At 61.8% G+C, this 25,636-nt stretch carries 25 protein-coding genes and 2 pseudogenes; 11 read left to right on the top strand and 16 right to left on the bottom strand.

Annotation, left to right across the window (positions count from 1 at the left end):
- Window positions 1-19: 19 nt before the first annotated feature.
- A complete protein-coding gene (locus K368_RS24085) occupies window positions 20-1,201 on the bottom strand; it encodes a sensor histidine kinase (protein WP_051439787.1) in 1,182 nt (393 codons plus the stop codon).
- 231 nt (window positions 1,202-1,432) lie between these two features.
- Here K368_RS24085 and K368_RS0106780 point away from each other — a divergent pair, with 231 nt between their 5' ends.
- The 5 genes and pseudogenes from K368_RS0106780 to K368_RS27300 all read left to right on the top strand — a co-directional run.
- Window positions 1,433-1,807: a response regulator gene (locus K368_RS0106780; RefSeq protein WP_027171737.1), complete on the top strand. Its 375-nt coding sequence runs from the start codon at window positions 1,433-1,435 to the stop codon at window positions 1,805-1,807.
- A gap of 587 nt (window positions 1,808-2,394) precedes the next feature.
- On the top strand, window positions 2,395-2,691 hold the full coding sequence (locus K368_RS24080; protein ID WP_081739518.1) for a nuclear transport factor 2 family protein: 297 nt from the start codon (window positions 2,395-2,397) through the stop codon (window positions 2,689-2,691).
- Window positions 2,692-2,698: 7 nt separating this feature from the next.
- Window positions 2,699-2,821 carry a hypothetical protein gene (locus tag K368_RS27565; RefSeq protein ID WP_280940227.1) on the top strand — a complete coding sequence of 41 codons (123 nt, stop codon included), beginning with the start codon at window positions 2,699-2,701 and terminating at the stop codon, window positions 2,819-2,821.
- Between the two features lie 28 nt (window positions 2,822-2,849).
- Entirely contained in the window at window positions 2,850-3,275 is a 426-nt protein-coding gene (locus tag K368_RS25880; RefSeq protein WP_348625527.1) for a VOC family protein, read from the top strand.
- Between the two features lie 35 nt (window positions 3,276-3,310).
- Window positions 3,311-3,597, top strand: a pseudogene (locus K368_RS27300) (hypothetical protein); the annotation flags it as partial.
- 47 nt (window positions 3,598-3,644) lie between these two features.
- Here the strand turns inward: K368_RS27300 and K368_RS0106770 are convergent.
- Window positions 3,645-4,541 (bottom strand): LysR family transcriptional regulator, encoded by an 897-nt coding sequence (locus K368_RS0106770; protein ID WP_027171736.1) that lies wholly within the window; start codon window positions 4,539-4,541, stop codon window positions 3,645-3,647.
- Window positions 4,542-4,657: 116 nt separating this feature from the next.
- Between K368_RS0106770 and K368_RS0106765 the strand changes: the two genes are divergently transcribed.
- The 3 genes from K368_RS0106765 (at window position 4,658) to K368_RS0106755 (ending at window position 7,431) form a co-directional block, all read left to right on the top strand.
- Window positions 4,658-5,443 carry an SDR family oxidoreductase gene (locus K368_RS0106765; RefSeq protein WP_027171735.1) on the top strand — a complete coding sequence of 262 codons (786 nt, stop codon included), beginning with the start codon at window positions 4,658-4,660 and terminating at the stop codon, window positions 5,441-5,443.
- Window positions 5,444-5,584: 141 nt separating this feature from the next.
- A complete protein-coding gene (locus K368_RS0106760; protein ID WP_081739517.1) occupies window positions 5,585-6,532 on the top strand; it encodes a cyclase family protein in 948 nt (315 codons plus the stop codon).
- A 404-nt stretch (window positions 6,533-6,936) separates the two neighbouring features.
- On the top strand, window positions 6,937-7,431 hold the full coding sequence (locus K368_RS0106755; protein ID WP_027171733.1) for a DUF3280 domain-containing protein: 495 nt from the start codon (window positions 6,937-6,939) through the stop codon (window positions 7,429-7,431).
- Between the two features lie 122 nt (window positions 7,432-7,553).
- On the opposite strand, the pseudogene K368_RS24075 reads toward K368_RS0106755, so the two are convergent.
- From K368_RS24075 to K368_RS0106685, 12 genes and pseudogenes are all read right to left on the bottom strand, one after another.
- Window positions 7,554-8,336, bottom strand: a pseudogene (locus K368_RS24075) (LysR substrate-binding domain-containing protein); the annotation flags it as partial.
- 116 nt (window positions 8,337-8,452) lie between these two features.
- Window positions 8,453-9,313 carry a metallophosphoesterase gene (locus tag K368_RS0106745; RefSeq protein ID WP_027171732.1) on the bottom strand — a complete coding sequence of 287 codons (861 nt, stop codon included), beginning with the start codon at window positions 9,311-9,313 and terminating at the stop codon, window positions 8,453-8,455.
- On the bottom strand, window positions 9,310-9,849 hold the full coding sequence (locus K368_RS0106740) for a metallophosphoesterase (RefSeq protein WP_027171731.1): 540 nt from the start codon (window positions 9,847-9,849) through the stop codon (window positions 9,310-9,312). Before K368_RS0106740 ends, K368_RS0106745 begins: the two co-directional genes overlap by 4 nt.
- A gap of 644 nt (window positions 9,850-10,493) precedes the next feature.
- Window positions 10,494-11,537: a D-cysteine desulfhydrase family protein gene (locus K368_RS25875; protein ID WP_081739516.1), complete on the bottom strand. Its 1,044-nt coding sequence runs from the start codon at window positions 11,535-11,537 to the stop codon at window positions 10,494-10,496.
- A 671-nt stretch (window positions 11,538-12,208) separates the two neighbouring features.
- Window positions 12,209-14,071 (bottom strand): adenylate/guanylate cyclase domain-containing protein, encoded by a 1,863-nt coding sequence (locus K368_RS24070; RefSeq protein WP_245259524.1) that lies wholly within the window; start codon window positions 14,069-14,071, stop codon window positions 12,209-12,211.
- 35 nt (window positions 14,072-14,106) lie between these two features.
- Entirely contained in the window at window positions 14,107-14,580 is a 474-nt protein-coding gene (locus K368_RS25870; RefSeq protein ID WP_245259668.1) for a FecR domain-containing protein, read from the bottom strand.
- Window positions 14,581-14,650: 70 nt separating this feature from the next.
- Window positions 14,651-15,331, bottom strand: coding sequence for a Crp/Fnr family transcriptional regulator (locus K368_RS0106710; protein ID WP_027171727.1), 681 nt, complete (start codon window positions 15,329-15,331; stop codon window positions 14,651-14,653).
- Window positions 15,332-15,387: 56 nt separating this feature from the next.
- A complete protein-coding gene (locus K368_RS25515; RefSeq protein WP_081739513.1) occupies window positions 15,388-15,897 on the bottom strand; it encodes a cupin domain-containing protein in 510 nt (169 codons plus the stop codon).
- 78 nt (window positions 15,898-15,975) lie between these two features.
- A complete protein-coding gene (locus tag K368_RS24060; RefSeq protein ID WP_197030986.1) occupies window positions 15,976-16,452 on the bottom strand; it encodes a cupin domain-containing protein in 477 nt (158 codons plus the stop codon).
- Window positions 16,453-17,115: 663 nt separating this feature from the next.
- Entirely contained in the window at window positions 17,116-17,256 is a 141-nt protein-coding gene (locus tag K368_RS27655; RefSeq protein WP_348625526.1) for a hypothetical protein, read from the bottom strand.
- Between the two features lie 406 nt (window positions 17,257-17,662).
- Entirely contained in the window at window positions 17,663-18,361 is a 699-nt protein-coding gene (locus tag K368_RS0106690; protein ID WP_027171725.1) for a pirin family protein, read from the bottom strand.
- 82 nt (window positions 18,362-18,443) lie between these two features.
- Window positions 18,444-19,199: a glucose 1-dehydrogenase gene (locus K368_RS0106685; protein ID WP_027171724.1), complete on the bottom strand. Its 756-nt coding sequence runs from the start codon at window positions 19,197-19,199 to the stop codon at window positions 18,444-18,446.
- Between the two features lie 100 nt (window positions 19,200-19,299).
- On the opposite strand from K368_RS0106685, the gene K368_RS0106680 reads away from it, so the two are divergent.
- Window positions 19,300-20,220 carry a LysR family transcriptional regulator gene (locus K368_RS0106680; protein WP_027171723.1) on the top strand — a complete coding sequence of 307 codons (921 nt, stop codon included), beginning with the start codon at window positions 19,300-19,302 and terminating at the stop codon, window positions 20,218-20,220.
- 70 nt (window positions 20,221-20,290) lie between these two features.
- On the opposite strand, the gene K368_RS24050 is transcribed toward K368_RS0106680, so the two are convergent.
- Together K368_RS24050 and K368_RS24045 are read right to left on the bottom strand one after the other, a co-directional pair.
- On the bottom strand, window positions 20,291-20,872 hold the full coding sequence (locus K368_RS24050) for a LysR substrate-binding domain-containing protein (RefSeq protein WP_348625525.1): 582 nt from the start codon (window positions 20,870-20,872) through the stop codon (window positions 20,291-20,293).
- A 171-nt stretch (window positions 20,873-21,043) separates the two neighbouring features.
- Window positions 21,044-22,219, bottom strand: coding sequence for a GAF domain-containing protein (locus tag K368_RS24045; protein ID WP_245259523.1), 1,176 nt, complete (start codon window positions 22,217-22,219; stop codon window positions 21,044-21,046).
- A gap of 276 nt (window positions 22,220-22,495) precedes the next feature.
- On the opposite strand from K368_RS24045, the gene K368_RS0106665 reads away from it, so the two are divergent.
- Both K368_RS0106665 and K368_RS0106660 read left to right on the top strand, forming a co-directional pair.
- A complete protein-coding gene (locus tag K368_RS0106665) occupies window positions 22,496-24,118 on the top strand; it encodes a GMC family oxidoreductase N-terminal domain-containing protein (protein WP_027171722.1) in 1,623 nt (540 codons plus the stop codon).
- Window positions 24,119-24,531: 413 nt separating this feature from the next.
- Window positions 24,532-25,368 carry a class I SAM-dependent methyltransferase gene (locus tag K368_RS0106660; RefSeq protein ID WP_081739509.1) on the top strand — a complete coding sequence of 279 codons (837 nt, stop codon included), beginning with the start codon at window positions 24,532-24,534 and terminating at the stop codon, window positions 25,366-25,368.
- The last annotated feature ends 268 nt before the right edge of the window (window positions 25,369-25,636 follow it).

Here is a 25,636-nt window from a genome sequence, read left to right as displayed (position 1 = left end):
GACCTCGCTGTTCCGGCCCTTACGTCCGGAGCATGTCGGCGAGACTCTGGCTCTCCGGAGGCAAGTCCGGGAACGAAATCCTCACCGTCACCCCACTTTCGCTACGGATGTCGATCTCGCCGTCGATCTGCTGCACCAGGGAACGCACCAATCCGTAGCCGAGCGAACCCTCGCGCAGCCCCTTCATGCCCACCCCGTTATCCTGAATGACCAATTCAACCCGGCCGGGTTGATGACGGCGCACCTGTGCGAGGATGGTGCCTGAGCGGGGCGAAGGGAACGCGTATTTGACCGCGTTCGTAATCAACTCGGTCAACGCCAGTCCGAGGGGGATGGCCTTGTCGGCGCTGACGAAGATGCCTTCCTCGACCTTGGCCTCCAGCCGGATGCGCGCGTCGCTTTCGGTGATCGCCTCCAGTGCCGCGCAGAGATCGGCCACGTAGGTCCCGGCATCGACCTGTTGCACGCTTTCCGACCGGCTTAGCAGGTCGTGCGCGCGCGCCATCGCGTTGAGCCGCTCCTGGGTCTCCGAGAACAGGGCCTTCACCGCCGGGTCGGCCTGACGCCGCCCTTGCAGATTGAGCAGCGCCGAGGCGATGGAGAGGCTGTTCTTGGCCCGATGGTTGACCTCGACCAGCAGCATCTCCCGTTCGGTCGCGAGCTTCTTCAACTGGGTGTTCGCGGCTTCCAACTCGCGTGTTCGCTCCGCAACCCGCTGCTCCAGGGAGGCTGCCAGTGCCTGCAAGTCCCGCTCTGCATCGAACCGTCGGGTGATGTCGAGGTAGGACAGGAAGTGGTTGGTGACGGTCCCCTTGCCATCGTCGAGCGGGCTGGCGAACAACATGGAGCGGAACGGCTTGCCGTCCTTGCGGTATTGCAGGACCTCCAGGGTCTCGTCGCGCCCTTCACGGATGGCGGCTTCGTACTGCTGGATGGCCGCGGCGTCGGTCCCTTCACCGTTCATGAAGTGCGGATCCTGACCAGTCAGCTCATCCAGGCTGTAACCCGATAAGTCCATGAATGCCTGATTGGCAAAGATGATGGGGTTGCCCGGCAGGGTGGCGTCGGTGACCATCATTGGCATGCGGGTGAGACGGACCGCATCGACGAAGATGCCCCCGTGCTTGCGGATCGCGTCGAGACGGCTCTCCGCTGACGTCCGCTCCGTGGTCCCTGCCAGATCCTGCTGAAATTCGTTCATGCCAAAGCGTTATGGGAGATCGGAGAGGCTGACTACCTTCCTCCGCCAATGACGATGCCACTCCCTGGCATGGGCGCCCTCAACGGGCGTCTCCGTGCTGAGGGGGCGACGTGCGTTAGGCTGACGCCGACGACCTGGCGCTGGTCGCTCACGACTCTAGGAGATTGGGGCTAAGGAATGTTGATCCCGGCCAGGGCTGCAACCGATGGCACCCATGGCTGTTGCCCACTTATGTCGACGAAGCGTTCCCCCGAAGCATCGGTCATCCTCCTGGTCGAGGACCAGGACCTCGTACGGCTGATGGCTGTCGATATCCTGGAGGACGCAGGCTTCGTAGTGGTTGAGGCGCGCCATGCCGACGAGGCCTGGTCTATCCTCCACGAGCGGTCGGATATCGGGGTGTTGTTCTCCGATGTCGACATGCCAGGATCCATGAACGGAGTGGTCCTGGCCGAGCGCGTGTACGAGAACTGGCCCGATATTCGACTCGTCCTGACGTCGGGGCGCCACCGGTTCGCCGACCACGAGGTTCCCGATCACGGCCTGTTCGTCCCCAAGCCCTATGCGGCATCCCAGGTTATCGACGCCATTCAGCACGCGGCCTGATTTCGAAGGAGCCTGAATGCGCTCAGCATCACAGGTTACCCTGACGTCTACGCCGCCGTCTGCATTCCTTCCGGGCTAGCATGCGGGTCGGCCGGCCCCCCCTTACGGCGGCCTCGACGTCTCCACACTCGCAGATCTAATTTCGTAGCAAGTAGCGTGTAGCACTACTTACTACACGCTACCCGGCGAGTCGTCCTCTTGCTCCGCGTTAGGCGATCCAGGGCAAGCGCCGTTGCGGACCTGAACTACCTTTCCCGGAACGTATCCCGTTCGCTCCTCGATGTGCCCCCTCGCGTTACAGACCACCGGCGTCCGGCCAACCCGATAGTCCGAGGCATGGTGGACGTGACCGTGGACCCACACGCCCGGTCCCCGGTCCAGGATGAGGTCAGACAGGTCGGAGGCATCTCTCCACCGAAGATCCGCGTCGGCCCTAGGTAGGGCTCGTCGGGTGCGGAGCGTGATGGGCTAATTAACCCCGTCGGGCGCCCCCATCGTCCTGCTCAACCACCACAACCAAGGGATGCGGAACACGCGGCCTCGAAGGGCGTGGCGCTTCAGAGCACTCAGACCATACGCATGGGGGGATGAGCATGGGTCTCGACCGGTTGGTTCACGTCGACGACACGCCGCGTACTTGGCACTCGGTTTCGAACGTTATCGTCGAGGTCGAGTCAGAGACGGCCGCCAGCTCGATTTGCTACTTCACGGTCCACCAGGAACTGCCGGGTCTTCCGCTGCAGCCGATCGTAACCGGACGGTACATCGACAGATTCGAGCGTCACGACGGCACATGGCGCTTCGTGTTGCGCGAGGTTGAGGGCCGCTTGTTCGGCGACGTTAGCAAGCATGTGGCTGCCCCGGCCGAAGCTACCGCAGGGTGATGCCGTCATGACGGACAAACGACACGCGCTGGTGACCGGCGCGAACAACGGCCTCGGGCTCGCCTTTTCCAAGGGGCTCGCCCAAGCGGGTCTGTCGGTCCGGATGGGCGCCCGCGACCGTAGATCCTGATTTTAGCTTCCAGCACGGAGTACAAGCCATGATGAATGGGAAGGTCGGTTCGACCGGCGGCGCAGTCCTGGATCATATCGAGTTCGCGGTTGCGGACGCAGAGCGTTCACGGCGCTTCTACGAAGGAGCGCTCCGCCCATTTGGCATGACCGTCGTCATCCGTGTGGGTCCCGAGCGATCACGCACGGGTGGCGTACGATACGGCTTAGGACGGGACGGATATCCCAGGATCTGGTTCCATGATGGAGAGGCGTTGGGTACGCCCATTCACCTAGCACTCGCGACGAGCAATCGGGATATCGTGAACGCCTTCCACCGCGCTGCGCTCGCGACTGGGGGGACTGACAATGGTGCTCCCGGCATTCGCGAACAGTACCACCCCAATTACTACGCTGCCTTCGTTCGCGACCCTGATGGGAACAATATCGAAGCAGTTTGCCAGGTACCTGCCTGAAATCCAGGCGCAGTTGCGTCCCGCGAGACCGGCGTATCCTCGCTGGCCTGTTACAGCTTGCCACCGGCGTACGGCGGTGGAGCACAGGTGCGCAGTGGGCGATGGTGCTGAGTGGGGCATAGTCGGCTCCAGCTAGCACCTACTTCTTCGAAATTGCACTGCGGCACCCGGGATTACGGATGCCGCGCCCTACACCTTGCTGAGCGCCTTCTACTTTTTCGTGTCCGCCGTATGGCTGACGGTGGCGCAGGCGAGGCAAACCTCGATCGGGCGTACAGCCACAGACCGACTTCTCAGCGGCAAGTTCCAATCAGAACTGTGATGTCCACAGTGTTGAGCACCATGGGGATGAGCGGAAGCCGAGACAGTTCAGCCACTGACGGTCGCATGAGCGGCAAGGAAATCTACGAACGCTCGCGTACGTCCTGACAACCGCGCATGCCCGACAAAAAGGGCATGGATCTCCTCGACATCGCCCGGATGGAAGATCTCCAACACGGACACAAGCCGTCCGGCAGCGAGGTCTGCTGCCACATGGAAATGACCGAAGCGGGCAATACCCGCGCCCCCGACCGCCATGAGCCGCACAACCTCACCGGAATTGCCGAAAAAGTTTCCCTGGATTGGCCGCTGGCTCACGCTCGATCCGACGCGGAAGGGCCACGTATCGATGGAGCGGCGAAAGCTGAAGTTGAGGCAGTTGTGCTCGGAGAGATCGTCTGGATGTGCAGGGGTCCCGTGCGCCCCAAGGTAGGAGGGGGCTGCTACCACAACCATCCGGCTGCATCCGAGCCGCCGCGCCCGCAAGCGCGTATCGCGCAAGGGACCGATGCGGATGGCAACATCTGCCTGTGTCGACGCCAGATCAATCACCTCGTCCGTCAGTGCCAGGTCGAGGCTCATCCGCGGATGCTCGGCCATGAAACGGGGCAGGAGCGGCAGGATGACGTGGGTACCGAAGGGGACCGAGGCGTTCACCCGCAGCTTGCCGCTCGGCTCAGCCGTGCTCTCCGTAAAACCCCGTTCAATGGCTTCGAGCCCATCCATCAACTCCGCGGCCTGCTCGCGGTATGCCTCGCCCTCCGGCGTTAGCATCAGGGAACGGGTGGTTCGTCGCAACAGGGCGACGCCGAGACGGGCCTCAAGACGAGCAACCGCTCGGCTCACCGCGGACGGTGTTTGCCGCAACGCCTTGGCGGCTGCCGCGAAGCTGCCTCGTCGCACAACCTGGAGGAAGGCCTCCATCTCACCAAACCGATTATCCATACTAACGCCATTCGTGCATCAAAAGCACGACAATCTTGCACAGGTGCGCGCTAGTCATCAATCGTCGCAATAGACATCTTCGCCGTATCAAGCGGTCAACCTGGGAGACGGCCATCATGGATCTGCAGCTTAAGGGACGGAAAGCTCTTGTCACCGGGTCGACAGCAGGGATCGGCCTCGCCATCGCCAGACGTTTAGCAGCGGAAGGCGCAGAGGTAGTGATCACCGGGCGTCAGGGGGCCAAGCTCGACGCTGCCACTGCAGAGATCTCAACCCTTGGTAGAGTTCGAGCAATCGTAGCGGACGCCGGCACGGCGGACGGTGCCGAGACACTCGTCCGCGAAGCGCCCGAGATCGACATTCTCGTCAATAACCTAGGAATCTACGAGGCGAAGGACTTTGCTGATATCAGCGACGTGGACTGGCATCGCCTGTTCGAGGTCAACGTGGTGGCCGGTGCTCGTCTGACGCGAGCCTACTTCCCGCGAATGTTGGCGCGTGGCTGGGGCCGAGTCGTGTTCGTGTCAAGTGAATCTGGTCTCGTGCCGCCGCCGGACATGATTCACTACGCGGTGACTAAGACCGCCCAGCTGACGATCGCACGGGGGCTGGCGCAGCTCACCAAGGGCACTGGCGTCACGGTCAATACTGTGATGCCCGGTCCGACCCGCTCGGATGGGATCGGGGATTTCCTCAAGAGCGTCACCTCAGACCCAACCTTGTCGCCTGAAGCAATGGAAGCGGAGTTCTTCCGCGTTCACCGGCCTTTGTCGCTGATCCAACGCATGATCGAGCCGGACGAAATTGCCACGATGGTAGCTTACCTTGCGAGCCCACTAGCGGCGGCCACAAATGGTGCCGCGCTACGCGTCGAAGGAGGCATCGTTCCCACCATCGCCTGACCCCCTCGTCGTCAGGTTCATCGCGCCAATCCGGCTCGCAGGAAGCGTTCGGGATGTTGTGATCCTGCGAGGAACAACCTCTCACGACGATGAAACCCCGACCAGCAAGGTGCAGACTTGCGCCCAAAACGAAGTTACCGAATGTTCCACAAGACGTCGATCACCGGAGCAATCGCCACCATTATGGTGCTTGCAGGATTTCCCTCGCAAGCCGCTGAGCCGAACTGGTATCCCTCCAGATACGGAGCCGGTGATGAGATCGGTGCGGCTAACCTGCTAACACCGGAGGTCGTCCTACAAGCCGTGCAACTCGTGAAGACCGGCAAGGTTTATCCGTTGGCCGTTCCCATCGACAAGAACCTGCCTGCGTTCCGTCACCGGAGCTTCCACCTCTACACGGTCCAGCCTGGGGAAGCTGGGGGTACGAGCAAAGCCGAGAACAAGTTCACCTTCAACGACGAGGTCGTCAACGGCTGGACTGGGGTCGGGACGCAACTCAACGGCATCGGCCATATCGGAATAGACTACACGTACTACAATGGGAACAAGGCTAAGGATTTCGTCGCGATCGAAGGTGTGACCAAGCTTGGGATTGAGAAGGTTCCACCGATGGTCACGCGCGGCGTCGTTCTCGACATGGTGGAGCATTACGGTAAGCCGATCGTTCCTGCGGAAACCGAGTTCACCGTGGCGGACATCCAGGCCATTCTGAAAAAGGAAGGCGTAACCCTACGCAAGGGCGACGTTGTACTCTTCAACACCGGCTGGTTGGACCTAATCGGGAAAGACGACAAGAAATTCCTTGAAGTGGAGCCAGGGATTGGAATGCCGGCAGCCGAATGGCTGGCTGCTCAAGGAATCGTCGCGTTCGGCGGGGATACCTGGGCTTCAGAGATCTATCCCGCCAAGGATGGGCAGGAGTTCCCAGTCAACCAATTCATGCTCGCCAAGAACGGCATCTACAACCTCGAACTGATCGATTCGCGCGCTCTCGTTCGCGATAAGGCCTACGAGTTTCTCTTTGTGCTAGGCCAACCTCTCTACAAAGGCTCGACTCAGGTCAACGTCAATCCAGTTGCTATACGATGACCGCCTGCATGTTCCACTCTTTCGATCGGAACGGCAGCCTGCTAATCTACTTTAGTTTGTCGTTCTGTTTTCGACCTGCCCTTGCCGCCTAGGATACCGGACCTCATGTTCGAGAGCGGACGTTGAACAAGACGTTGCGGTTTCAGTGTAACAGGCCGCAGGTGGAGTAGCTTGCCGCTTGGCGCCGCGCTTCCGGATCAGTCGGTACGTGGAAACTGCATGCATGTCATGGCCGGAGGTCCCTGGAGGGACTTCCGACGGCTTAAACATTGATGCGCAAGTCCCAAGAGGCCGATGAGCCGGACGAACAAAAACCATTCCGAAAGCGTGAGCGGTCCAGGGCGTGGGGTCCGATTGCCTCCCGGGTGCGTTCACCTTCGTGTGAATACCCAGAAGGAACGCCAATGACGCTCTCTCGCCTGCTTGTTTCCTCGCTCGGGGCCATGCTCCTGGTCCCCACGGGTGCACTCGCGGATCCGCCGAAGGCCGCGGTCTTCGACTTCCAACTTGCGGACCTCGGCATCCAGGGACCTACCTTGGCGGACAAGGCGCGCCTGAAGCCCCTCAGCGATCAGCTTCGCTCGTTGTTAAAGGAGAGTGCCCGTTACGAAATCGTATCGACAGATCCCGTAAAGGAGGATGTCGCCAAGGGGTCGGACCTGCGTCGCTGCAACGGCTGCGCCGAGGAATATGCAAGGAAGCTCGGTGCCGACGTCGCGATCACGGGCGAGATCCAGAAGGTCTCGAACCTCATCCTGAATATCAACGTCTATGTGAAGGACCTCAGGAGCGACAAGGCCGAGCAGGCCTACAGCGTGGATATCCGAGGCGACAACGACGTGTCCTTCGACCGCGGCATCAAATACCTCGTGAAGAACAACCTGCCTCCCGCCCCCTGATCGTCTGGACCCCCATTCGGGACGAACGGAATCGCTATCGTTTTTGAGCCTGCTCACCACCTCACGACCCTGGCAACGTGCGACATCGCGAAGGTCGCCAAGGCGTTTGAGCGGCCTTGGATTCAATCGCGATGCCGGAGAGCGTCGACAAGCAGGACGAAGGCCGGAGCGGGCTGTCGCCGGCTCGGGTAGTACAGATGGTAGCCCGGGAACGGCAGACACCAGTGGTCCAGGACCCAGACCAGCCGACCCTCCGCCCCATGCGCCAGTACCCGGTTCTCGGGCAGGTAGGCTAGGTCAAGCCCGGCAAGCGTCGCTTTGAGCGATAGGGAGCTGCTGTTGAACAACAAGCGACCCTCCACGCGCACGTTGAGCTCGCGCGTGCCCTTCTCGAACTCCCAGGTGTAGATGCCGCCCCGCGTCGGGAGCCGCAGGTTGATGCACCTGTGTTCCGTCAGGTCTTGCGGCTCGCGAGACCTCTTCCGTCCTTTGAAGTATGTGGGCGACCCCACCACGGCCATGCGCATGTCGGGCCCGATGCGCACCGCCAACATGTCCTAGTCGACCTGCTCGCCGAGCCGCACCCCTGCATCGTCGCGCTCGGCCACGATGTTCGTGAGCCCGTTGTCGACCATGACCTCAGCGGTGATGTCCGGGTCGTCGGGCAGGAGTCGCTCCAGGGCGGGCCAGATTACCGTGTCCGCAGCGTGCTCGCCGGCGGAGATGCGGATGTTTCCGGCCGCCTTCTCCCGGTACTCCGTGAGCGCCGCGTGCTCCGCGTCGATCTCGTCGAAGCACGGAGCGATGGTGCGCACGAGCCGCTCGCCGGCCCCGGTCGTAAACACGCTCCGGGTCGTACGCGTCATGAGGAGGATGCCAAGGCGCGCCTCCATCGAAGGGACCGTGCATTATGCGAAGGCACGGTCACAATCTAACCAAAACGCAGCCCTTCTTACGGAGGTATCGATGCCTCCGCACTGGAAGATCTGATTTTGTAGTACGTAGCGTGTAGCGCTACGTACTACACGCTACCGAACGAGCCGTCCTTTTGCTCTGCGTCGGGCGATCCGGGGCAAGCGCCCCTGAGGACCTGGACTACCTTTCCTGGTCGGAACCCGGTTCGCTCCTCGATATGCCCCCTTGCATTGCAGACCACCCGCGTCCGGCCCATTCGATAGTCCGAGGCATGGTGGACGTGTCCGTGGACCCAGACGTCCGGGCCCCGGGCCAGGATGACGTCAGACAGGTCGGAGGCGTCGCACCATCGAAGGTCAGCGTCGGCCCTGGGAAGGCTCGCCGGATGCGGGGCGTGATGGGTAACCACCACCGTAGGACCGGAGTGGCTTACGGCCAGGGTGTCCTCGATGAAGGCACGGGTGACCCGGTGCATCGCGAGCACATCCTCGGGCTCGATGCGATTGCGCGACCTCGGACCCGTGCGGATCCGGCGGTAATCGACCATCCCGCCACGCCCCTGGGCGGTGCGGATACCGTGGTTCAGGTTGAACGACCCCAGGCGGAAGTCCGTCCATAGGGTACCGCCAGCGAACCGCACGCCGTCGATGATGACCACGTCGTCGAGCAGGAGGTGGATGCCGAGTGCACCCGCCCGCTCACGCCCCCGGGTCAGTTGGTCGTGGATCGTGTAGCGCTCCTCACCCCGGTCCCACCACAAATCGTGGTTGCCAGGCACGTAGACCACCGGAACGCCGGGTAAGCGCTCGCCCAGCCACTCCAGCGCCATGACCAAGGGCATGTGCACGTCACCGGCGACGACCGCCACGTCAAAGCAGCCCGACGGCGCGTGCGCGGCGGGGTCCCAGGCATTCTCCGGCCAATCCTGATGCAGGTCGGAAAAAACCCAAAGGCGGGAGGCAGTCATGTCCCCGATCCGTTCGTCGCCAAGCGCGCTAGGATCCGGTCCAACGTCACGGGGGCCCAGTCCCAGCAATCCACGCCGACATCTGCCCGCGTCGCCGTGCCCGGGACCGAGCCATGGGAATGCCCATGCAGGTGAAGCCCGCCCCGGTTCGAGCGTGGATAGCTCACGTGGGGGTAATGGCTCAGCCATATGGACTGCATCACGCCCTCCGAGTCCGGCAGGGTGATCATCGCCACGTCCCGGACGGGCTCGGCCCAGGGAAGACGCTCACCGATCCTCTCGTGATTGCCCCGGATGAGGAGCTTACGTCCGTTCAGGCGCAAAAATATCGAGAGCGCATACGCCTCCGTGCACCGGTAGGCGAAGTCGCCCAGGTGCCAGACTGTGTCCTCCGTGCGGACGACGGCGTTCCAGCGTTCGACCAGGGTCTCGTCATGCTCCTGGATCGAAGCGAACGACCGTTGTGTCTGCATCCTCGGACTGAGGAGGGCCTGGTGCCCAACGTGGGAATCCGAGACGAAATGAACTTGGGGCATGGCAGCCTCTCGCAATGGCGGAGGCTGGGCGCGCGGCATCGCTCTCCGGGATCAGGCGGTCGGGGGCGGCACCAAGCGTTTCATCGTTACGGTCCTTTATGAGTCCGCGTGATCGCCTGGCCGGACCTTGAACGCAAGGGGTGCTTGCGGTCCTGCTGCTAGGGTCGCCCCGGCGATTGACGGGCGAACCATATCAGCCCAGCTGGCAGCCACCATCGGCGAGTGCGTCATGCCCTGGGCCATAAAGACCATGGCATCCCGGCATCGTAGCGGCGCCAACTCCAATCCGCGGACACGTCGTCCTGAAGTTCGCTTGCATCGACCGATAGGTATCCGGATGCAGCCAAGCACTGGTCGAGAAGATCCCGTTTTTAGGGTGTTTATGGTTCGACGTCCGCGTACGGGCATCGGGATCGGAGGAATGCGCGGCTGGGTCGGGTGGGGAGCAGACCCTGACCCTTCGCCCTGAAGCGGACGTTCCGCCTGCGACCCGACCTAGTTGTAAACGCCGGCCGAAGCGCCGCCAAAAAGCGGACATTGGCCGGAGTCTCAGCTATCGGCCGAGACAGACCTCTCGCACTTTCGACATTACATCGGATCTCACACGTCCCTGCTGAGATTTGTCGAAACAGTAGACAGGCCACTCAACTCCGATGGTAGAGATTGTTCTGACCAGCTCGAAACGCCGGCTCGTAGGCAAAAAGCCCTGGAAGGCCGCCGGTCATCACAAAGAGAACTGGGCCTTCATCCTGCCAGGCCTTGTTACGAACAGCCGAAATCAGGCCCGCAAAAGCCTTTCCACCATAGACCGGATCGAGGAGCAGTCCCTCCGTTCGAGCAACCAAGCGGACGGCTTCGAACATCGCATCTGTCGGCATGCCATAGCCTTCGCCAAGCTGGTCTCCCGACACCCTGATGTCATTGTTACCGAATGCATAATTCTGCCCGAGAAGGCCTAAGGTTTGCTCGGCAATGACACGGGTGGTCTCCTCAGTCTTCTCAAGCGGCGCTAAGACGGAGAAGGATGTTATCCGAGACGCATCGTCGCCCAAAGCCTTGAGGCCGGCAGCCAAGCCGGCATGGGTGCCCGAACTGCCATTCGGCACAACAATGCGTCCAAACCTCAATCCAAGGCTCTGCTCCTGAGCTACAATCTCTGCCGCACAGGCCGCATAGCCGAGGCAGCCAACCGCCGATGAGCCTCCTGATCCAACAACATAGGGACGCAGGCCAACTGCGATGAGTTCTGCCCGCCGCATCTCCGCAACCACCATTGCATCCGCGCCGTTAGGTCGACGGTGAACCGTTGCACCGAGAAGGTCATCAAGAAGCACGTTACCATTGTACCGGTAGGCCTCATCTGTCCGGACAACCGTATCCGTCAACACCAACTCGCAGCTCAAACCAGCACGCGCTGCCGCAGCCGCACTCAACCTTGCATGGTTCGATTGACGTGCTCCAGTCGTGATGAAGGTGTCACAGCCTTGGCTCAGAGCCTCACCGACGAGAAACTCCAATTTCCTGAGTTTGTTGCCGCCTCCACCGACACCCATTAGATCATCACGCTTTACGTAGATGCCATGTTTCTTTGAGCACCCGATGCTTCGTTCTAGGCGCGTCAGGCGCTGGATAGGTGTCGCCCCCTCAATCAAGTCGAAGCGAGGTCGCTGTTCGAGAATGGAAAGCATGGACTAGGTTCCTAATGACCCTCTGCCTCGATCGTCATGGATCAAGATCTGGCCGCCCAAAAGATCCAGAACGATGCGAATGCCAATCGAGGATGAACATGAAATATCGGTATCGATCTGCGCGATCGAACCTCTTACCACGGGCGTCAAGGTATATACTCCACGCTGGCATCAATGATGGGCACGGCTGCTAAAGTGCCAGGTTCGGACAAAGGCGATAGCGGACGTTTTTTCCGGCGCTCAGATCGGTGTACGTAGTTGGTCCATCGACGCGTATGGCAAGGGTTTCGGTTTCGCGGGCAGGAATCGGGCCGCCAAATTGCTCGCAGTCCTGAATGATATCAAAGCGATTGTCTTGGCGGGATCGCACCTTCGCCCGACAGCGATTTGCCTTTGAACTTCCTATGCCATTGCCATCGTAGCCGCGCAGGGCGACGTTTGGCGGACTGTCACAACCTGTACCGACTGCGACGTAGGCTCCGTGACGAAGCGGCAGAGTATCCGCCAAAGCCTATCCAGCGATGACAAGAACAACAAAGGTGACAACGGCGCGCGACAGCATCGGATGCATCTTCTCGACTCTTAATTGGCTAAGATGCTTGGGTGAATTTAACGTGCACTTCTTTCGGGTGGAGAACTGTGATTCAGATCACACAGATCTGGACCGTGCTTCAGTCTTGAGAGGACGCCCGAATGGCTGGCTCGCGCTGTAGCCAGACATCGAGGGTTTGTTCGCGACCACGGAGGGCGGACGTCTGCCGCTCGTCGAAAATGCCGTCCGGCTCCCCGATACCGGCAGCCGTGAGAAGATCGGCGCTGGCGGCGAGGCGACATTTCGCGTCTGAAGCCACCGCAAGGAGACGGCTCGCGACATTGACGGTGTCACCCGTGGCCGTGATGTGTTGATTGGTTTGGCTGCCGAGGCGCGAAAGGATCACCGGCCCAAAATGTGCGCCGATCCGCACATCGAGTGTGCGCCCGGCGCCTGCCAGTTCAGGTTCACGCGCAATCCATTGCCTTATGCTGATGATGAGATCCTCAGCCGCCAGCAAAGCGTTGGCGGCCTGTGCGGGATCAGGATCGAGCGCGCCGAACAGGATCATGGCGCCGTCGCCCATGAAGTTGACGACAAGACCTCCAGACGTTGAAGCGATCCCGTCTAAGAGATCGTGGAACGTCTTAAGGATTGCGCGGGTGCGCACGGGGCCAAGCCGTTCGCTTTGTTGTGTAAAGCCGGAGAGATCGATAAAAAGCACCGGAATGTCGCGTGCGATAGGTTCGATCAGGTAGGTCGGATCCTGGGCTAGCCGGTCCGCAAGTGCCGCCGGTTGAAGCAGGCGTAAGACCTGCTCGGACTGAGCCACTCTCGCGCCACTCCGACGATCCACTGCTTGCCGTGCCGCAACGAATAGGACGGTCGGCATCGCGACCGCTGCGAGTGGCAGCGCTGCACTCCACCAAACACCCCAGGAAAATGCGACAGCGCCGGCCGCAAGCCACGCTGTCAGCAGAAGAAACACAAGGATGGCCGCCAGGCTCGGCGGCACGAGAGCGATCATGAGCGCAGCAGCGGTTGCAAGAACCATGGCTGCGACTGCATCGAGCCTCCGAACGCTCGTATCACGCACGAGGCCGTCACCTGATATCAAGTTTGCAATGCCGGTCGAAAGGAGTTCTACGCCAGGCAGGACAGGATCGAATGCTGTCGCGAAGGTATCGCTCCCGCCCAGCACCGTAGAGCCGACTACGACGACGCGGTTATTCAGATCAGCGACTGATGCAGTGCCGTCGAGAAGTGCGGCACCGCTCAATGTCGGGATTGTGCGTCGCGGTCCATAAGGACGCAGAGGAAGATGATACCCGAGATCGAGAGGGATGATGGCAGAACCCAGTTGTAAGTGGCCATCGCCCATGATCGGATCTCTACGAACTGCCAAGGCGGCGACGCGTAGGACAAGAGCTACAGCGACTCCCTCGTCTGTCCTTGCAACAAGCGGAAGATGGCGCGGGACACCTGCTGCGTCTTCGGAAACGTTGACGAGCCCGGAAAACGCAGCCGCGCCGATTTCAGGCGTCGGTCGGCGTACACTTGTTGCGATGGGTATGCCGGTCTCATCCACGCGGCCGTCGAAAACACCCGCAGCCGCCAAGACGGTTGGCGCCTTGCTGTAAGCGGTCGCCAGGGCACGATCGGCCTCAGGTTGGCGGCCCGCTTCCAGGAAGAGAACATCCACGGCAATCACGCGTGGATTCGCAGCCGCAATTGTCTCGATCAGCCGCGCTATCATCGCGCGCGAGACCGGAAAACCTCCTTCCCGCTGGACGATCTCGTCGTCAATGGCAACGATCGCAACGTCGGCGGGCGGCTTACGTGGCCCGGCCAGTCGCATGCGTAGGTCCGTCAGGGCCGACTCGACCGAGTCGAGGGGCGTGGCACGTCCGCCGATGTGGAGGTAGGCGAGCCAGCCGCTCCAGGAGAGCGCAGCGACGAGTGCTGCGATTGCAAAGCGCCGATTTATCTGACGGAGGTTCACGATTGGCTTAGAGCTTGACATCACGCCAACGGAATTTACTGCCCGAAGCGCTCGAGTAAGCCCCTGACGCGCTCTTGTGGCCAACGCCGTACTTCGAGGGGGCCCTGATCCGCATCGACATCGACGCCCTCGCCTGGGCCAAGCGTGACGGCCCCATCCAGAGTACTCCGGCGCGCGACGACGACCCGGCCTCGTTCCACGAAAACCGCCGTTCGGGCGTTGGTCACGTCGACGGCGTAGACGGTGCCCCGCACCGAGGCAAGCGCGTGAGGCGTAAGGATCTGGAAGCCTTCTCGGCGGACCCTTGCGCTCGGTGGCAGTGTGATGAGGGCGGCGCCACCCCCAAGCTCCGCGCCTTCCAAACGCCCGTCGCCGTTCCGGTCTATTGGGCGCAGCGTGGCATTCCGCTCAGTTTCGAGCAGAAGCCCGTCCGTGCAGCGCAGTACCCGTAAGGGCGGATCAAAACGCGTCGTCTCAGTGCACCGCGTCTGCGCTACGGCGGTACCCATGACGAGTGTGGCAGCGAGTGCTGTCGCCGCCCGCACTAGATTTCTCATGTGGTAAATCCCTTTTGCCGTTTCAAAGTTGAGGCCGCTCGCCAAGCGCCACCAGACGTTGAGCAATTTTCACCGTCACGCGGGAACGGCCCAAATCGATGATGCCGGATCGCTGCCAACTCTGAAGAGTGCGGTTGACGCTCTCGCGCGCTGCACCGACGAAGGCGGCGAGTTCCTGCTGGGTAACATGAATCTCGGCACCATAGTCCTGGGACAGCATGATCAACCGTCGCGCCAACCGGGCGTCGAGTGGAAGCAGTGTGGCCTCCTCCATGCGTTCGCTCATCCAGCGTAGTCGCAGACAGAGGAAGCCGATGATCCGCGCGGCCAAGGCTGCGTCGTGCGCAAGAAGCCCCAGAAAGTCATGCCGATTGACGACAAAAAGGTCAGTCGCCTCAAGCGCAACAGCCTCCGCAGTACGTGGATGGCCGTCAAGCAGGGCAATTTCACCGAAGACATCCCCCGGACCGAGAATGTTGAGCGTCACGGCTCGGCCGTCCCCGGTGCCAGTTCCGATGCGAATTTGCCCTCGGCGAACCGCGTAGAGGGCACTACCCGGATCACCTTTCTGGAACAGGACCTCCTGCCGAAACAGGCTCCTCGTCTTGCACAAGCCGGCGATAGCCTCGATGACCTCCGGTCCCATCTCGGCAAAGAAAGGGTTAGCGGCTAAGATTCCGGCAAGCCGGTGTGGTACGGTCATGGCATTAGTCAAATAAATTAACAATGCTATTTAAACAACGAAGCATCCGTCGAAAACTACTTTGGTTCTGCAAAAAAAGTTGAGGTTTTGTTGCCGATAAGCGCGAGTCGCCGCATAATTTCACTCTGCGGCAATTCCGAAAACGGAGCGGCGTGGTCTGCATCGACGATCGCGTCGAAGAACATTTCATGCTTGGGAATGGAAATGCTAAGAAGCCTGGCCGCTGCGGCAATCGGGTTGAAGAAACTGTGCTGTGCTCCAGCTGGAACGCTCACAGCATCGCCAGGCAAGCAGTCGACAACCCGAGACGTGGTGCCATCCTGGATCTCGAGCCTGATCTTTCCTTCCAGCACATAGAAGCTTTCTACGTAGTCGTGATGGTGGCGCGGCACACCGCAATCGGGCTGTATCGTAAGCTCCAGGCAACAGAAGGCGTCCTGCGCTTCGGCGCCACGAATTCTCCATTGCATGGCAATCCCCAGCATGTCCGGCGGTGCTGCTGCCACCGATACAGTCCCCTGGCCGTCTTCACGGAAGTCGCAGTTTTTAATCATCTGTGTTTCCATTTGAACGAAGTCTGAGTATGTTGCGTTAGATCAACTGCATAGACGCGCTGATCGTATTAGTCTGGCCGGACGCTGGTTTCAGGTGTTTGGCAGCAGTTCGACCCCGAAGCGGGAGGACAGGCTGGCGAGCCGTGTCAGAGCCTCGGAGCCTGGCGCCTGTACCGTCTCGGAGCTCGTTGTGGTAGCCTGCCCGGCTTCACGTACGAACCGCTCAAACCCCGCTGGGGTGCAGAACACCAGCGCATGCGCGTCCTGCGGACCCGCATTTCCCAAGCGGTGAGCTTCGCCGCGCGGAAGGATCGCGATCTCTCCGGCAGACAGTAGGCGGGTTTCGCCTCTTGCCTCAACGACGATCTGCCCGTCTAGTACGTAAATCGTCTCTTCTTCGTGCAAGTGTCGGTGTAGCGGTGTCCACACGCCGGGAGGGTTCGTGATACGAAGAAGGGAGAACTCACCCTTCGAATCCCCGCCGGCGACCAGGATGTCGACGAGGGTCCCCGCAAAAGAAATGGTTTCATTTCGATGCATCAGCACACTCCCAGCTTGAGCATTCATGAATGCTATTTGATGGAACTTATCTATAAAATTAAAATTCATATGCACGCAGTATTATTATAATCGAATTAATTAGATTTTTTACTGGCAATGGCCTGATGCTTTGAGCTTAAAGGTCCGCTCGTAGTTGTTGAAGCTAGCCTTTGCAAGCACATCGCTACACCTTCGGGCGATGCGACATCCAGGAATTTTTTCGCGGCGGCCTTGCAGCTCTCTTCGGTCGGGAACGACATGCTCGCATCCAATGCGCGTATCGCCGTCGATCCCTGTGAACTCAGCATTAAAATCAATGTCCAGCTCAACATGGTCCGCTCTGACTTTCGTTTGAGATTTATTTGGTTAACTGAGTATTAAGCTCTGACCGGCACTTGGTGCGGGAAAGATCAACGCCACCGCCTCCCAAGACGGGTAATTGGCATCTGCCGCATCCCGCGCCAAACGATCAGCCGAAACTCCTTCGATCAAGCGCGTGGTCGTTTGCATGCATTCCGTGTCGATCGGAGTTTCACGGAACTCGCTCTAGTAGGAGCTAAGCAGGTACCCCTCGGAGGGATAGCCCCAGCCGAAGCCCCCGAAGCGATGCTGGAAGCCGCGATGGTAGAAGCGACCATAGTGGCCGAACCTTCCGAAGCCGTAGCCTCTGTAACCGAAGCCGCGGTACCCTTAGCTGCCATGGTGACCAAAGCCGCCGTGCCCGAAGCCGCCATGGCCAAATCCGCGAGCCTCGGCTTTGCCGAGCCCGCCAGCCACCGCTACGAGCGTGATGCCCGCCGCCAACATCACCTTCGCCGAAACCGTCTTCATCGCGTGTCTCCCTGTTTGGGTGACAGCACCATGGGCCCGTTCGCCGCCGAGAAATGTGATGCGGATCACAAATCCACGGAATGCCTGTATATCGTGCCCAGTTTAGGCGCGCCGCCGACCGTGTCCACGCGGAAGCGAGGGCAGCGCCGCCGATGAGGAAGTGTGTCTGCTGCCCTTGTGCAGGCCTCCCTGCGATGTTCAGGGACGGCTTGTGGATGCGATGGGTGCCGAAGGCGACGACCACCGGGCTGTCCTCGCCAGCCCATACCGCCGGTGCTTTCAGGAGTCCTGCCGATGACTCCGTGTGAGTTGTCGGTGTTAAACAGTGGCCCTCCCGGACGTTGTCTCGTCTTCGATATAAGCACGAAGGTTGGGTATCCGCAGTCATCCAGACCGCCCCTCCCCGTCAGGTTATTTCGACGAGCAGGATCTCGGCGTCGGCACAGGCTGCGATGGTCAAGCGATCTTCCGAATGGATGGCGGCCCCGTCGCGGGGCTGCAATCGCATGCCGTTCAGATCAATCTGCCCAGTTGTCGTCACGAGATAGCCCCGTCGTCCAGGCTCAAACTCGTGTATGAGTGTCTCGCCCTGCTGGAGCGTCGCCCCAAGGACCCGCGCGTCGGCGTTGATGGCCAATGCACCTGCGTCTCCAGGGGCACCGCTCGCCAGGACCACGAAGCGCCTATCCCGTTCCGAGGCTGGGAAGCGGCGACTCGCCCAGCTTGGATGTCCGCCCGGCTTGCGTGGGTCGAGCCAGATCTGGAACAGGCGCAAGGGAACAGCCTCGGCGTTGAACTCCGCGTGGCGGATGCCTGTGCCGGTGCTCATCACCTGAAGATCGCCGGCTTCGATCCGGGCGCGGTTACCGAGGTCGTCCTCATGCGTGACGGCGCCCTCCCGAACGTAGGTGACGATCTCGACATCGCAGTGAGGGTGCATTGGAAAGCCGGATCCGGGAGCGAACTCATCGTCGTTCCAGACCCGTAGTGGACCGATGGGTCGGTGCTCGGGATTGCCCATGCCGGCGAAGGCGAAGTGCAGCTTGGCCTTAAGCCAGTTGCGCTCGGCGCCGCCTAGGGTTGAGAAAGGGCGATGCTCGATCATCTGGATCACCAGTTCCAAGTTGTGGAGGTAAGGGACGCCGACGCATCTAGGCCGGCGTTTTCAGGCCAGGTGATAAGCGGGCTCAGACCTGAGCCTGGCCACCGTCGACGAACAGTTCGATGCCGTTGATAAAGCTGGCATCGTCGGAAGCGAGGAAGAGAGCCGCCTTGGCGATCTCGTCCGGTTCGCCAACGCGGCCCATCGGGATCTTGGAGGCGAGGTAGTCGAGCATGCCCTGCTGCTGAGCTGCATCAGGACCAGCAAGCTCGACGAGACCCGGCGTGCAGGTGGCGCCAGGGCTCAGGGTGTTCACCCGGATGCCGCGGTCCTTCAGGTCCAGGATCCAGTTACGCGCGAAGGAGCGCACAGCCGCCTTCGATGCGGCGTACACGCTGAAGGCCGGCGTCCCTTCCGTTCCTGCCGTCGAACCGGTCAGGATCACCGAGGCTCCGCGGTAGAGCAGCGGCAGTGCCTTTTGTACAGTGAACAGCACGCCCTTCACGTTGCGGTCGAAGGTGTCCTGGAAGTGATCCTCCGTGATCTCACCGAGGGGCACCATGGAGCCGCCGCCGGCATTCACGAACAAGACGTCCAGGCGGCCCTTCTCGGCCATGACCTGCGCGTACAGACGGTCCAGGTCGGCGAGACTCGCGGCGTCCGCCTGGATGCCGATGGCGCCGTAGCCGATCTCAGAAGCGGCGGCTTCGAGTTCCGGCTTGCGCCGTCCGGTGACGATGACCTGTGCGCCTTCCTGGGCGAAGCGCTTGGCGGTGGCGAGACCGATGCCGCTGGTGCCGCCGGTGACGAGGGCGACCTTACCTTCGAGCTTGTTGGACATGGAAAACTCCGTGGGCCTGTGTTGCCGATGGAGAGAAGCTATCGACAGCCCCGTTCTGCCGAAATAGAAATGGCTGAAAGCCATCGTTGCAGGTTTGTCGATGTCGAAGCTGCCGGACTTCGAAGGCTTGGCGCTCTTCGCCAAGGTGGCGGAGGAGCGCTCCTACGCTGGGGCGGCCCGGGCCACGGAAGTTTCGGTCGCTACCGTCTCGCGTGCCGTGACCCGGCTGGAGGCGCGTCTGGGCGGTCGCCTCTTCAACCGCACCTCTCGCCAGCTCGCCTTGACCGAGTTCGGCTCACGCGTGGTCGAGCGCGCCTCGCGGTCATTCCATGAGGCCGAGGAGGCGGAGAACGCCGCACACGAGTTGTCGAGCCGTCCGCGCGGCACGGTTCGTCTGGCCGTGCCGATGTCCTTCGGTCTTCGCTGGGTGGCGCCTCTGCTGCCCGAGTTCTTTCGGCTCTATCCGGACATCACCATTGACCTGCACCTGAGCGACGCTGTCGTCGATCTCATTGGGGAGGGCTTCGACGCAGCATTGCGGATTGCGGTCCTGGAGGATTCCTCCTTGGTGGCACGGCGGCTCTGCCCGGTCGTGCCGCTCATCGTGGCGGCACCGACCTACGTGGCTGAACACGGTAGGCCGGCCCATCCGGGCGACCTCGCTGCCCACCGGTGTCTCGGCTACGCCTACCGGGCGCGTCAGGGTTCCTGGCGTCTGACCAACGTAACAGGGGAAAAAGCGACCATCATTCCCGCCGGGATGCTGCGTGTGACGAACGCGGACGCCCTGCTTCCGACATTGCTCGCCGGGCGGGGCGTGGCGGAACTACCGGACTTTATCGCCTCGGAGTACCTCGCAGAGGGGCGCCTGGAGGTGCTGCTACCTGATTGGCACCTTGAGGCGGGTGCCCTCTACTTCGTTACGCCGAGCGCGCAGGCACGGCCTGCGAAGGTCGAGGCGCTGTCCGCCTACTTCGCAAGTCACTTGTCCCGTCCAGGCTGGTCGAGCCAGCCGCTCTGAGTATGCCAACCGAGTTGCCCGACGACAGGGCGGCGCAACATTCAGGACTGCATGTTGCGCCCCACCAATCCTAGGCAGGACCAGGCGAGGCGGCTTGACCAAAACCGCCGGCGAACCGCTCGGCCAGACGCTGCGCCTTGAAGGCGTCCGAGACCCAGTCCACGAAGGCGCGCGTCTTCGCGGGCAGAAGGGTGCGTGAGGCATAGTAGACGGAGATCGCACCCGCATCAGCGTACCAACGTGGCACGAGGCGAACGAGGTCGCCTTTGTCCAAGGCGGATAGGACGTCCGGCATCGCGACCAACGCCACGCCAAGGCCCAGCAATGCCGCGTCCCGCATAGCGCCCGGATTATTGACCACGACACTCTCCTGTAGGAGCGTCGGCATCTCGCGGCCCGCCGCGTCGCGCATGATCCAGTGGCGGATACGCCCGGTTTGCAACGAGCGCATCACCATGCCGTCCAGGGACGAAAGTCCGGTCGGGTCGGTGGGGCGCATGCGGTCCCGCATGTAGGCCGGGGACGCGACCGCAGCTGGGTCTTGGAGACGGTCACGGGAGGGGTCGTCGAAACGTCGGTCGCCAACCGATTCTACCCGGGCATCGGGCGTGCCGGAACGTTGATCTAGGCAACCCGGCGCAGGCCGACGCACGACGAGTTGGTCCGTGCCTGGCCCGCGCGGGCGGCACCGGGCCAGGCCGAACTGGCCCGCGGATGGTGGCAGCCGACCATGGAGACCTTGCGTGAGGAACGACGCAAGGCGGCTTCGTTGGAGCGCGCACGGGCGACGCGTCGGCCCAGGTCGCCATGACGCCCGGCGCCCTCAAGCCCGAGATTGATCGTAAGGTTTCACCGCATGCTGCGCAACAGGATCGCGGCCTCGGGCCGAGTCCTGCCGTCCCTCCCTTCGGAGGGCCTCGCGCAATTGCCGTTCGGTCGCCCGCAGGCGGACCTCGGAGGAGGCCAGAGCGGCAAGCGCCGACAGAGCCTGCGCCTCACGCTCATCGAGCACGCGCTGCTTGTAGTCGATCACGCAGAGCGAGCCGACGGGGAAGCCTTCGTTGTCGAGGACGGGAACGCCTGCGTAGAAGCGGAACCCAGGATCGCCCGCAACGGCCGGATTATTGTTGAACCGAGGGTCCTTTGCGAGATCCTCCACCGAGAAGACCCCTTTTTGCAGAATCGTATAGTTGCAGAACGCCCAACTCCGCGGCGTCTCCGGAAGGTCGAGCCCGAGGCGTGACTTGAACCATTGCTGCGTCCGCGTGAGCAGGGTCAGCAGCGAGATCGGTGCTTTCAGTGTCTGGCTGGCAAGCCATGTCAGGTGATCGAAGGTCTCCTCGGGCGCCGTGCCCAGGAGCCCGGATCGTTCCAACGCAACAAGCCTCTGGCCCTCGTTGAGGGCGACCGGGAAGGGCAAGGCCCCGGACGGCAGTGCCATCTGCCCCGTATCGGCCAGCGACCGGCGGACGGCCGCCACCGCCTGATCGGGGGTATCGATCGCGATCACCCGATCGAGCCCATCGGACCTCTCCCGCGGCACGGGGGCACCCACGGCCAAAATGCGGCTGTGACCTAAGGAGGGGTTGGCCACGAGGCTGTGCAGGAGGCCGGACCGCTCAACATCCCCGTCCGCAAGATCGACCACGATGGCATGAGGACGGGCCGAGCCGAGCGCGAACAGCGCGGCATGCAGATCTTCGAAGATCTCAGCCTCGCATTCGGGGACGGCGGCGAACACTTCCTCGTAGGATCGAATCCGATCTCCCGGTGTGATGACGATCACAGTGGCGGAGGCCGAGGGCGTGCCACATCCACCCCCCTCGATGAGCGCTTCGATATCCGTCCGATACACACGGCGATGCCCACCCGGCGTCTTCCAGGACGGAACTGAGCCCCCCTCGATGAGCAGCTGAGCTGTGCGGACTGAAACGCCGAGCAGCTTGGCCGTCTGGGCCGTGGTGAGGATGTCCTTCTCCATCGCCTTCACTGTGTCCACCTGCCGATCCCGCCGACGCGAACGGCGCCGTCGGCAGCAAAAAACGAGCCCTAGCAGGGAAGCCGTCCCCGCGCAAAATTGGCATATTTGCTAAATCTGATAGATTTGATATAGCGACGCTTCCCTGTAGCGGTTCAGCCACGAGCCGCAGACGGGTGCACCGTCTCCCGAAGCCGGATCTCGGCAACTCCAGCATTTCGCAGCGGAAGCCACCAAAGACCGGGGGAACTGTCTTTGTCCCCAGTGACCACAGTTTATGGAAGAAGGAGGCATGAAATGGTGAGCCAAACCTTTGATGAAGACCGGGATTTGTCTCGTCGTGCGCGGGAGAACCAAGGGCGCCTGATCGCCGAGTTGAAGCCGCACTACGATTTCATCGTGTGCGGCGCTGGCGCGTCGGGCTCCGTCGTCGCACGGCGGCTCGCGGAGAACTCCGAAGCGCAGGTGCTGTTGATCGAAGCCGGCGGCAGCGATGACGCGGAGGCCGTGCTCGACCCCGCTCAATGGCCCGCCAATCTGGGCAGCGAGCGGGATTGGGGTTTCCAGGCGCAACCGAACCCGCATCTGAACGGTCGTGCCCTGTCGATGTCGATGGGCAAAGGTCTCGGGGGTGGCTCTAGCATCAACGTCATGGTGTGGGCGCGCGGGCATCGCAGAGACTGGGATTTCTTCGCCGAAGAGGCAGGCGATCCCGGCTGGGGTTACGACAACGTCCTCGAGATCTACCGTCGGATCGAGAATTGGCAGGGGACGCCCGATCCCGCCTATCGCGGCCAATCGGGTCCGGTCTGGGTCCAGCCCGCCTCTGATCCCAGTCCCATTGCATACGCGATGCTCGATGCCGCCCGCGAGATCGGTATCCCGACCTTCGAGCACCCGAACGGCCTGATGATGGAGGGGCCGGGCGGTGCCTCTATCTCGGACATGCTGGTCCGCGACGGCCGGCGCCAGTCGCTTTACCGGGCCTATATCCACCCCTGGCTCGACCGCCCCAACCTGACGGTCTTGACCGACACGACCGTTCGACGCGTGCTGATCGAGAATCGGCGTGCCGTTGGTGTCGAGGTGGTTCGCGCCGGGCAGGTCCTCACGATCCACGCCCGGTCCGAGGTCGTGCTGTCACTGGGCGCGATCCAGACGCCCAAAGTCCTGATGCATTCGGGCATCGGAGATCAGGCGGAATTGACCCGCGTGGGAATACCGGTGCTGCAGCATCTGCCGGGCGTCGGGCAAAACCTTCAAGACCACGTGTCCTTCGGATGCATCTGGAATTACGAGGAGCCGATCGCCCCGCGTAACAGCGGTAGCGAGGCCCCCCTGTACTGGAAGAGTCGTCCGGAACTCGATGCGCCGGACGTGTTGTTCTGCCAGGTCGAATTCCCTGTCCCGAGCGACCGGACCGCGGCACGCGGTGTGCCGGCGCATGGCTGGACGATGTTTGCCGGACTCGCGCATCCGGCGAGCCACGGCCGGCTGCGTCTGACAAGCGCCGACCCCTCGGTGCCGATGGCGATTGAGGCCAACATGATGTCCGAGCCCGCGGATATGGCAACGGCCCTCAGATGCGTTGATCTCTGCCGCCAATTGGGAAATGCTCACGCGTTCCGGCCCTTTGTCCGCAACGAGGCCATGCCCGGCGACCTCAAGGGTGACGCGCGCGAAGACTTCGTCCGTGATGCCGCGGTCACCTACTGGCACCAGAGCTGCACGGCCAAGATGGGCCGTGACGCGATGTCGGTCGTCGATGCATCGCTGAAGGTTTACGGGATCGAATCCCTGCGTATCGCGGATGCCTCGATCATGCCGCGTGTGACCACGGGGAATACTCAAGCGCCGTGCGCCATCATCGGAGAGCGGGCTGCACATATGATCCACCAGGCTCACGGCCTGTCATCGTAGCGTAGTCCCGCGCCGGGCCGATGGACGGCGTTCGCGGTGGCGAAGTCGGCAGGATGGCGATGCCTGGATGCTCGGTCATTGGCACGATTGTCCGAGATCTTGGCGCCATCCTGCGTGATGACCGGAGCCGAGAACTGATGATTTCATGCGCGTCGAGCAGATGCATAGAATCATATCGGCATCATCAGAGTTTTAGTCAGTACTGTTGCCTCAAGCGCACTTGTCGTCGGCGAAATTTCGAATGGTCCCACGCCGATTATCTCCACGCGCATGAATCGATCTTGATCCGAGCACATCGGATCGGTCGCAATCATGCGAGATCCTTCTCATTCACATGTCACGGCTAGGTGTCGTGATCATCGCACTGGTCGTCCCCGATGAATGTCCATACTGTTGAACATAGGCTGCGGCAGATGGGAGATGAAGCAAGGGGGCTCGCCGTAATCGGCGCGGTCTTACGCTTGCGGCTGGGAGGGTCAAAGGTCCATCCGAAGGTAGAGCGCCGTCTGCTCGATGCGATCGCTGCCTTGCTGCCGGAAGGCCTGGATGAACTCGATCAGGAGCGGATCGCCGCTCTGCTGACATCCGCTACCCACGCACTAGAGGAATCTCGGGATCTGTTCGAACGTTTGGAGCGGCCTCCGCTCTGGCAGGTCAGCGATCCTGCGATGCTGCAGGCTCAAGGCCAGGCCTCGCGCAGCGTCGTGCGGCGCTTGGCATCCTTGGCGGCGGAGCGCCCGGCGCTCTCGGCCGCGCTTGGCGGGCGTTTCCTGGACGTTGGCACCGGTGTCGCTGGCATCGCCCTGGAGGCGGCCGCGCAATGGCCTTCGCTGGATATCGTTGGTTTGGACATCTGGAAGCCCGCCCTCGATTTAGCCCGCGAGAACGTGGCGGCAAGCCCTTTTGGCAGCCGCATCGAACTTCGCTTGCAAGATGTGACCCGTTTCGATGAAGTGGCGGCCTACTCGCTGACATGGCTCCCGGCGCCCTTCCTCTCGCATGACGCGGCTCGGACAGCGCTTGATCGACTGACGGCTGCTCTCAAACCGAAGGGACATCTGGTCGTGGGGCTCTATACCCCGCCGGCGGAGCCCGTCGGAGCCGCACTTGCGGCCCTGCGGCTGGCCCGGAGCGGCGGTCACCTATGGGATTGTCCTGACATGGAGGTTGAACTGCGCTCCCGCGGGTTCACCGCAGTCGAGACCTGTCCCGGACAGCCGGTGTCGCTCGTCATGGGACAGGGCGCTTAGAGCGCTCGTCCCTCAGCCTGCACAACCACCTAATGACAGGCTGCCGCCTCTCTCCGCCTAGAAACGCTAGCGGAGTTATGAAGCAGCGGTGCCGTAGGATCACGACCTATCCAAGACCAACTTTAGGGCGACCGACCAGCCGCCCGTGTCGAACAGAAATTCTGGCATGATTGGGTGATGAATATTTACAATTTCGCAGTGAATTCGTAGCTTAGTAACGCATAGAATTAGTATGTACACAAAAATGATCGTCTCGTGAGACTTGTAT

The organism is Methylobacterium sp. 10 (assembly GCF_000519085.1).
GTDB lineage: Bacteria > Pseudomonadota > Alphaproteobacteria > Rhizobiales > Beijerinckiaceae > Methylobacterium.
This window is presented reverse-complemented; position numbering and strand designations above follow the sequence as displayed.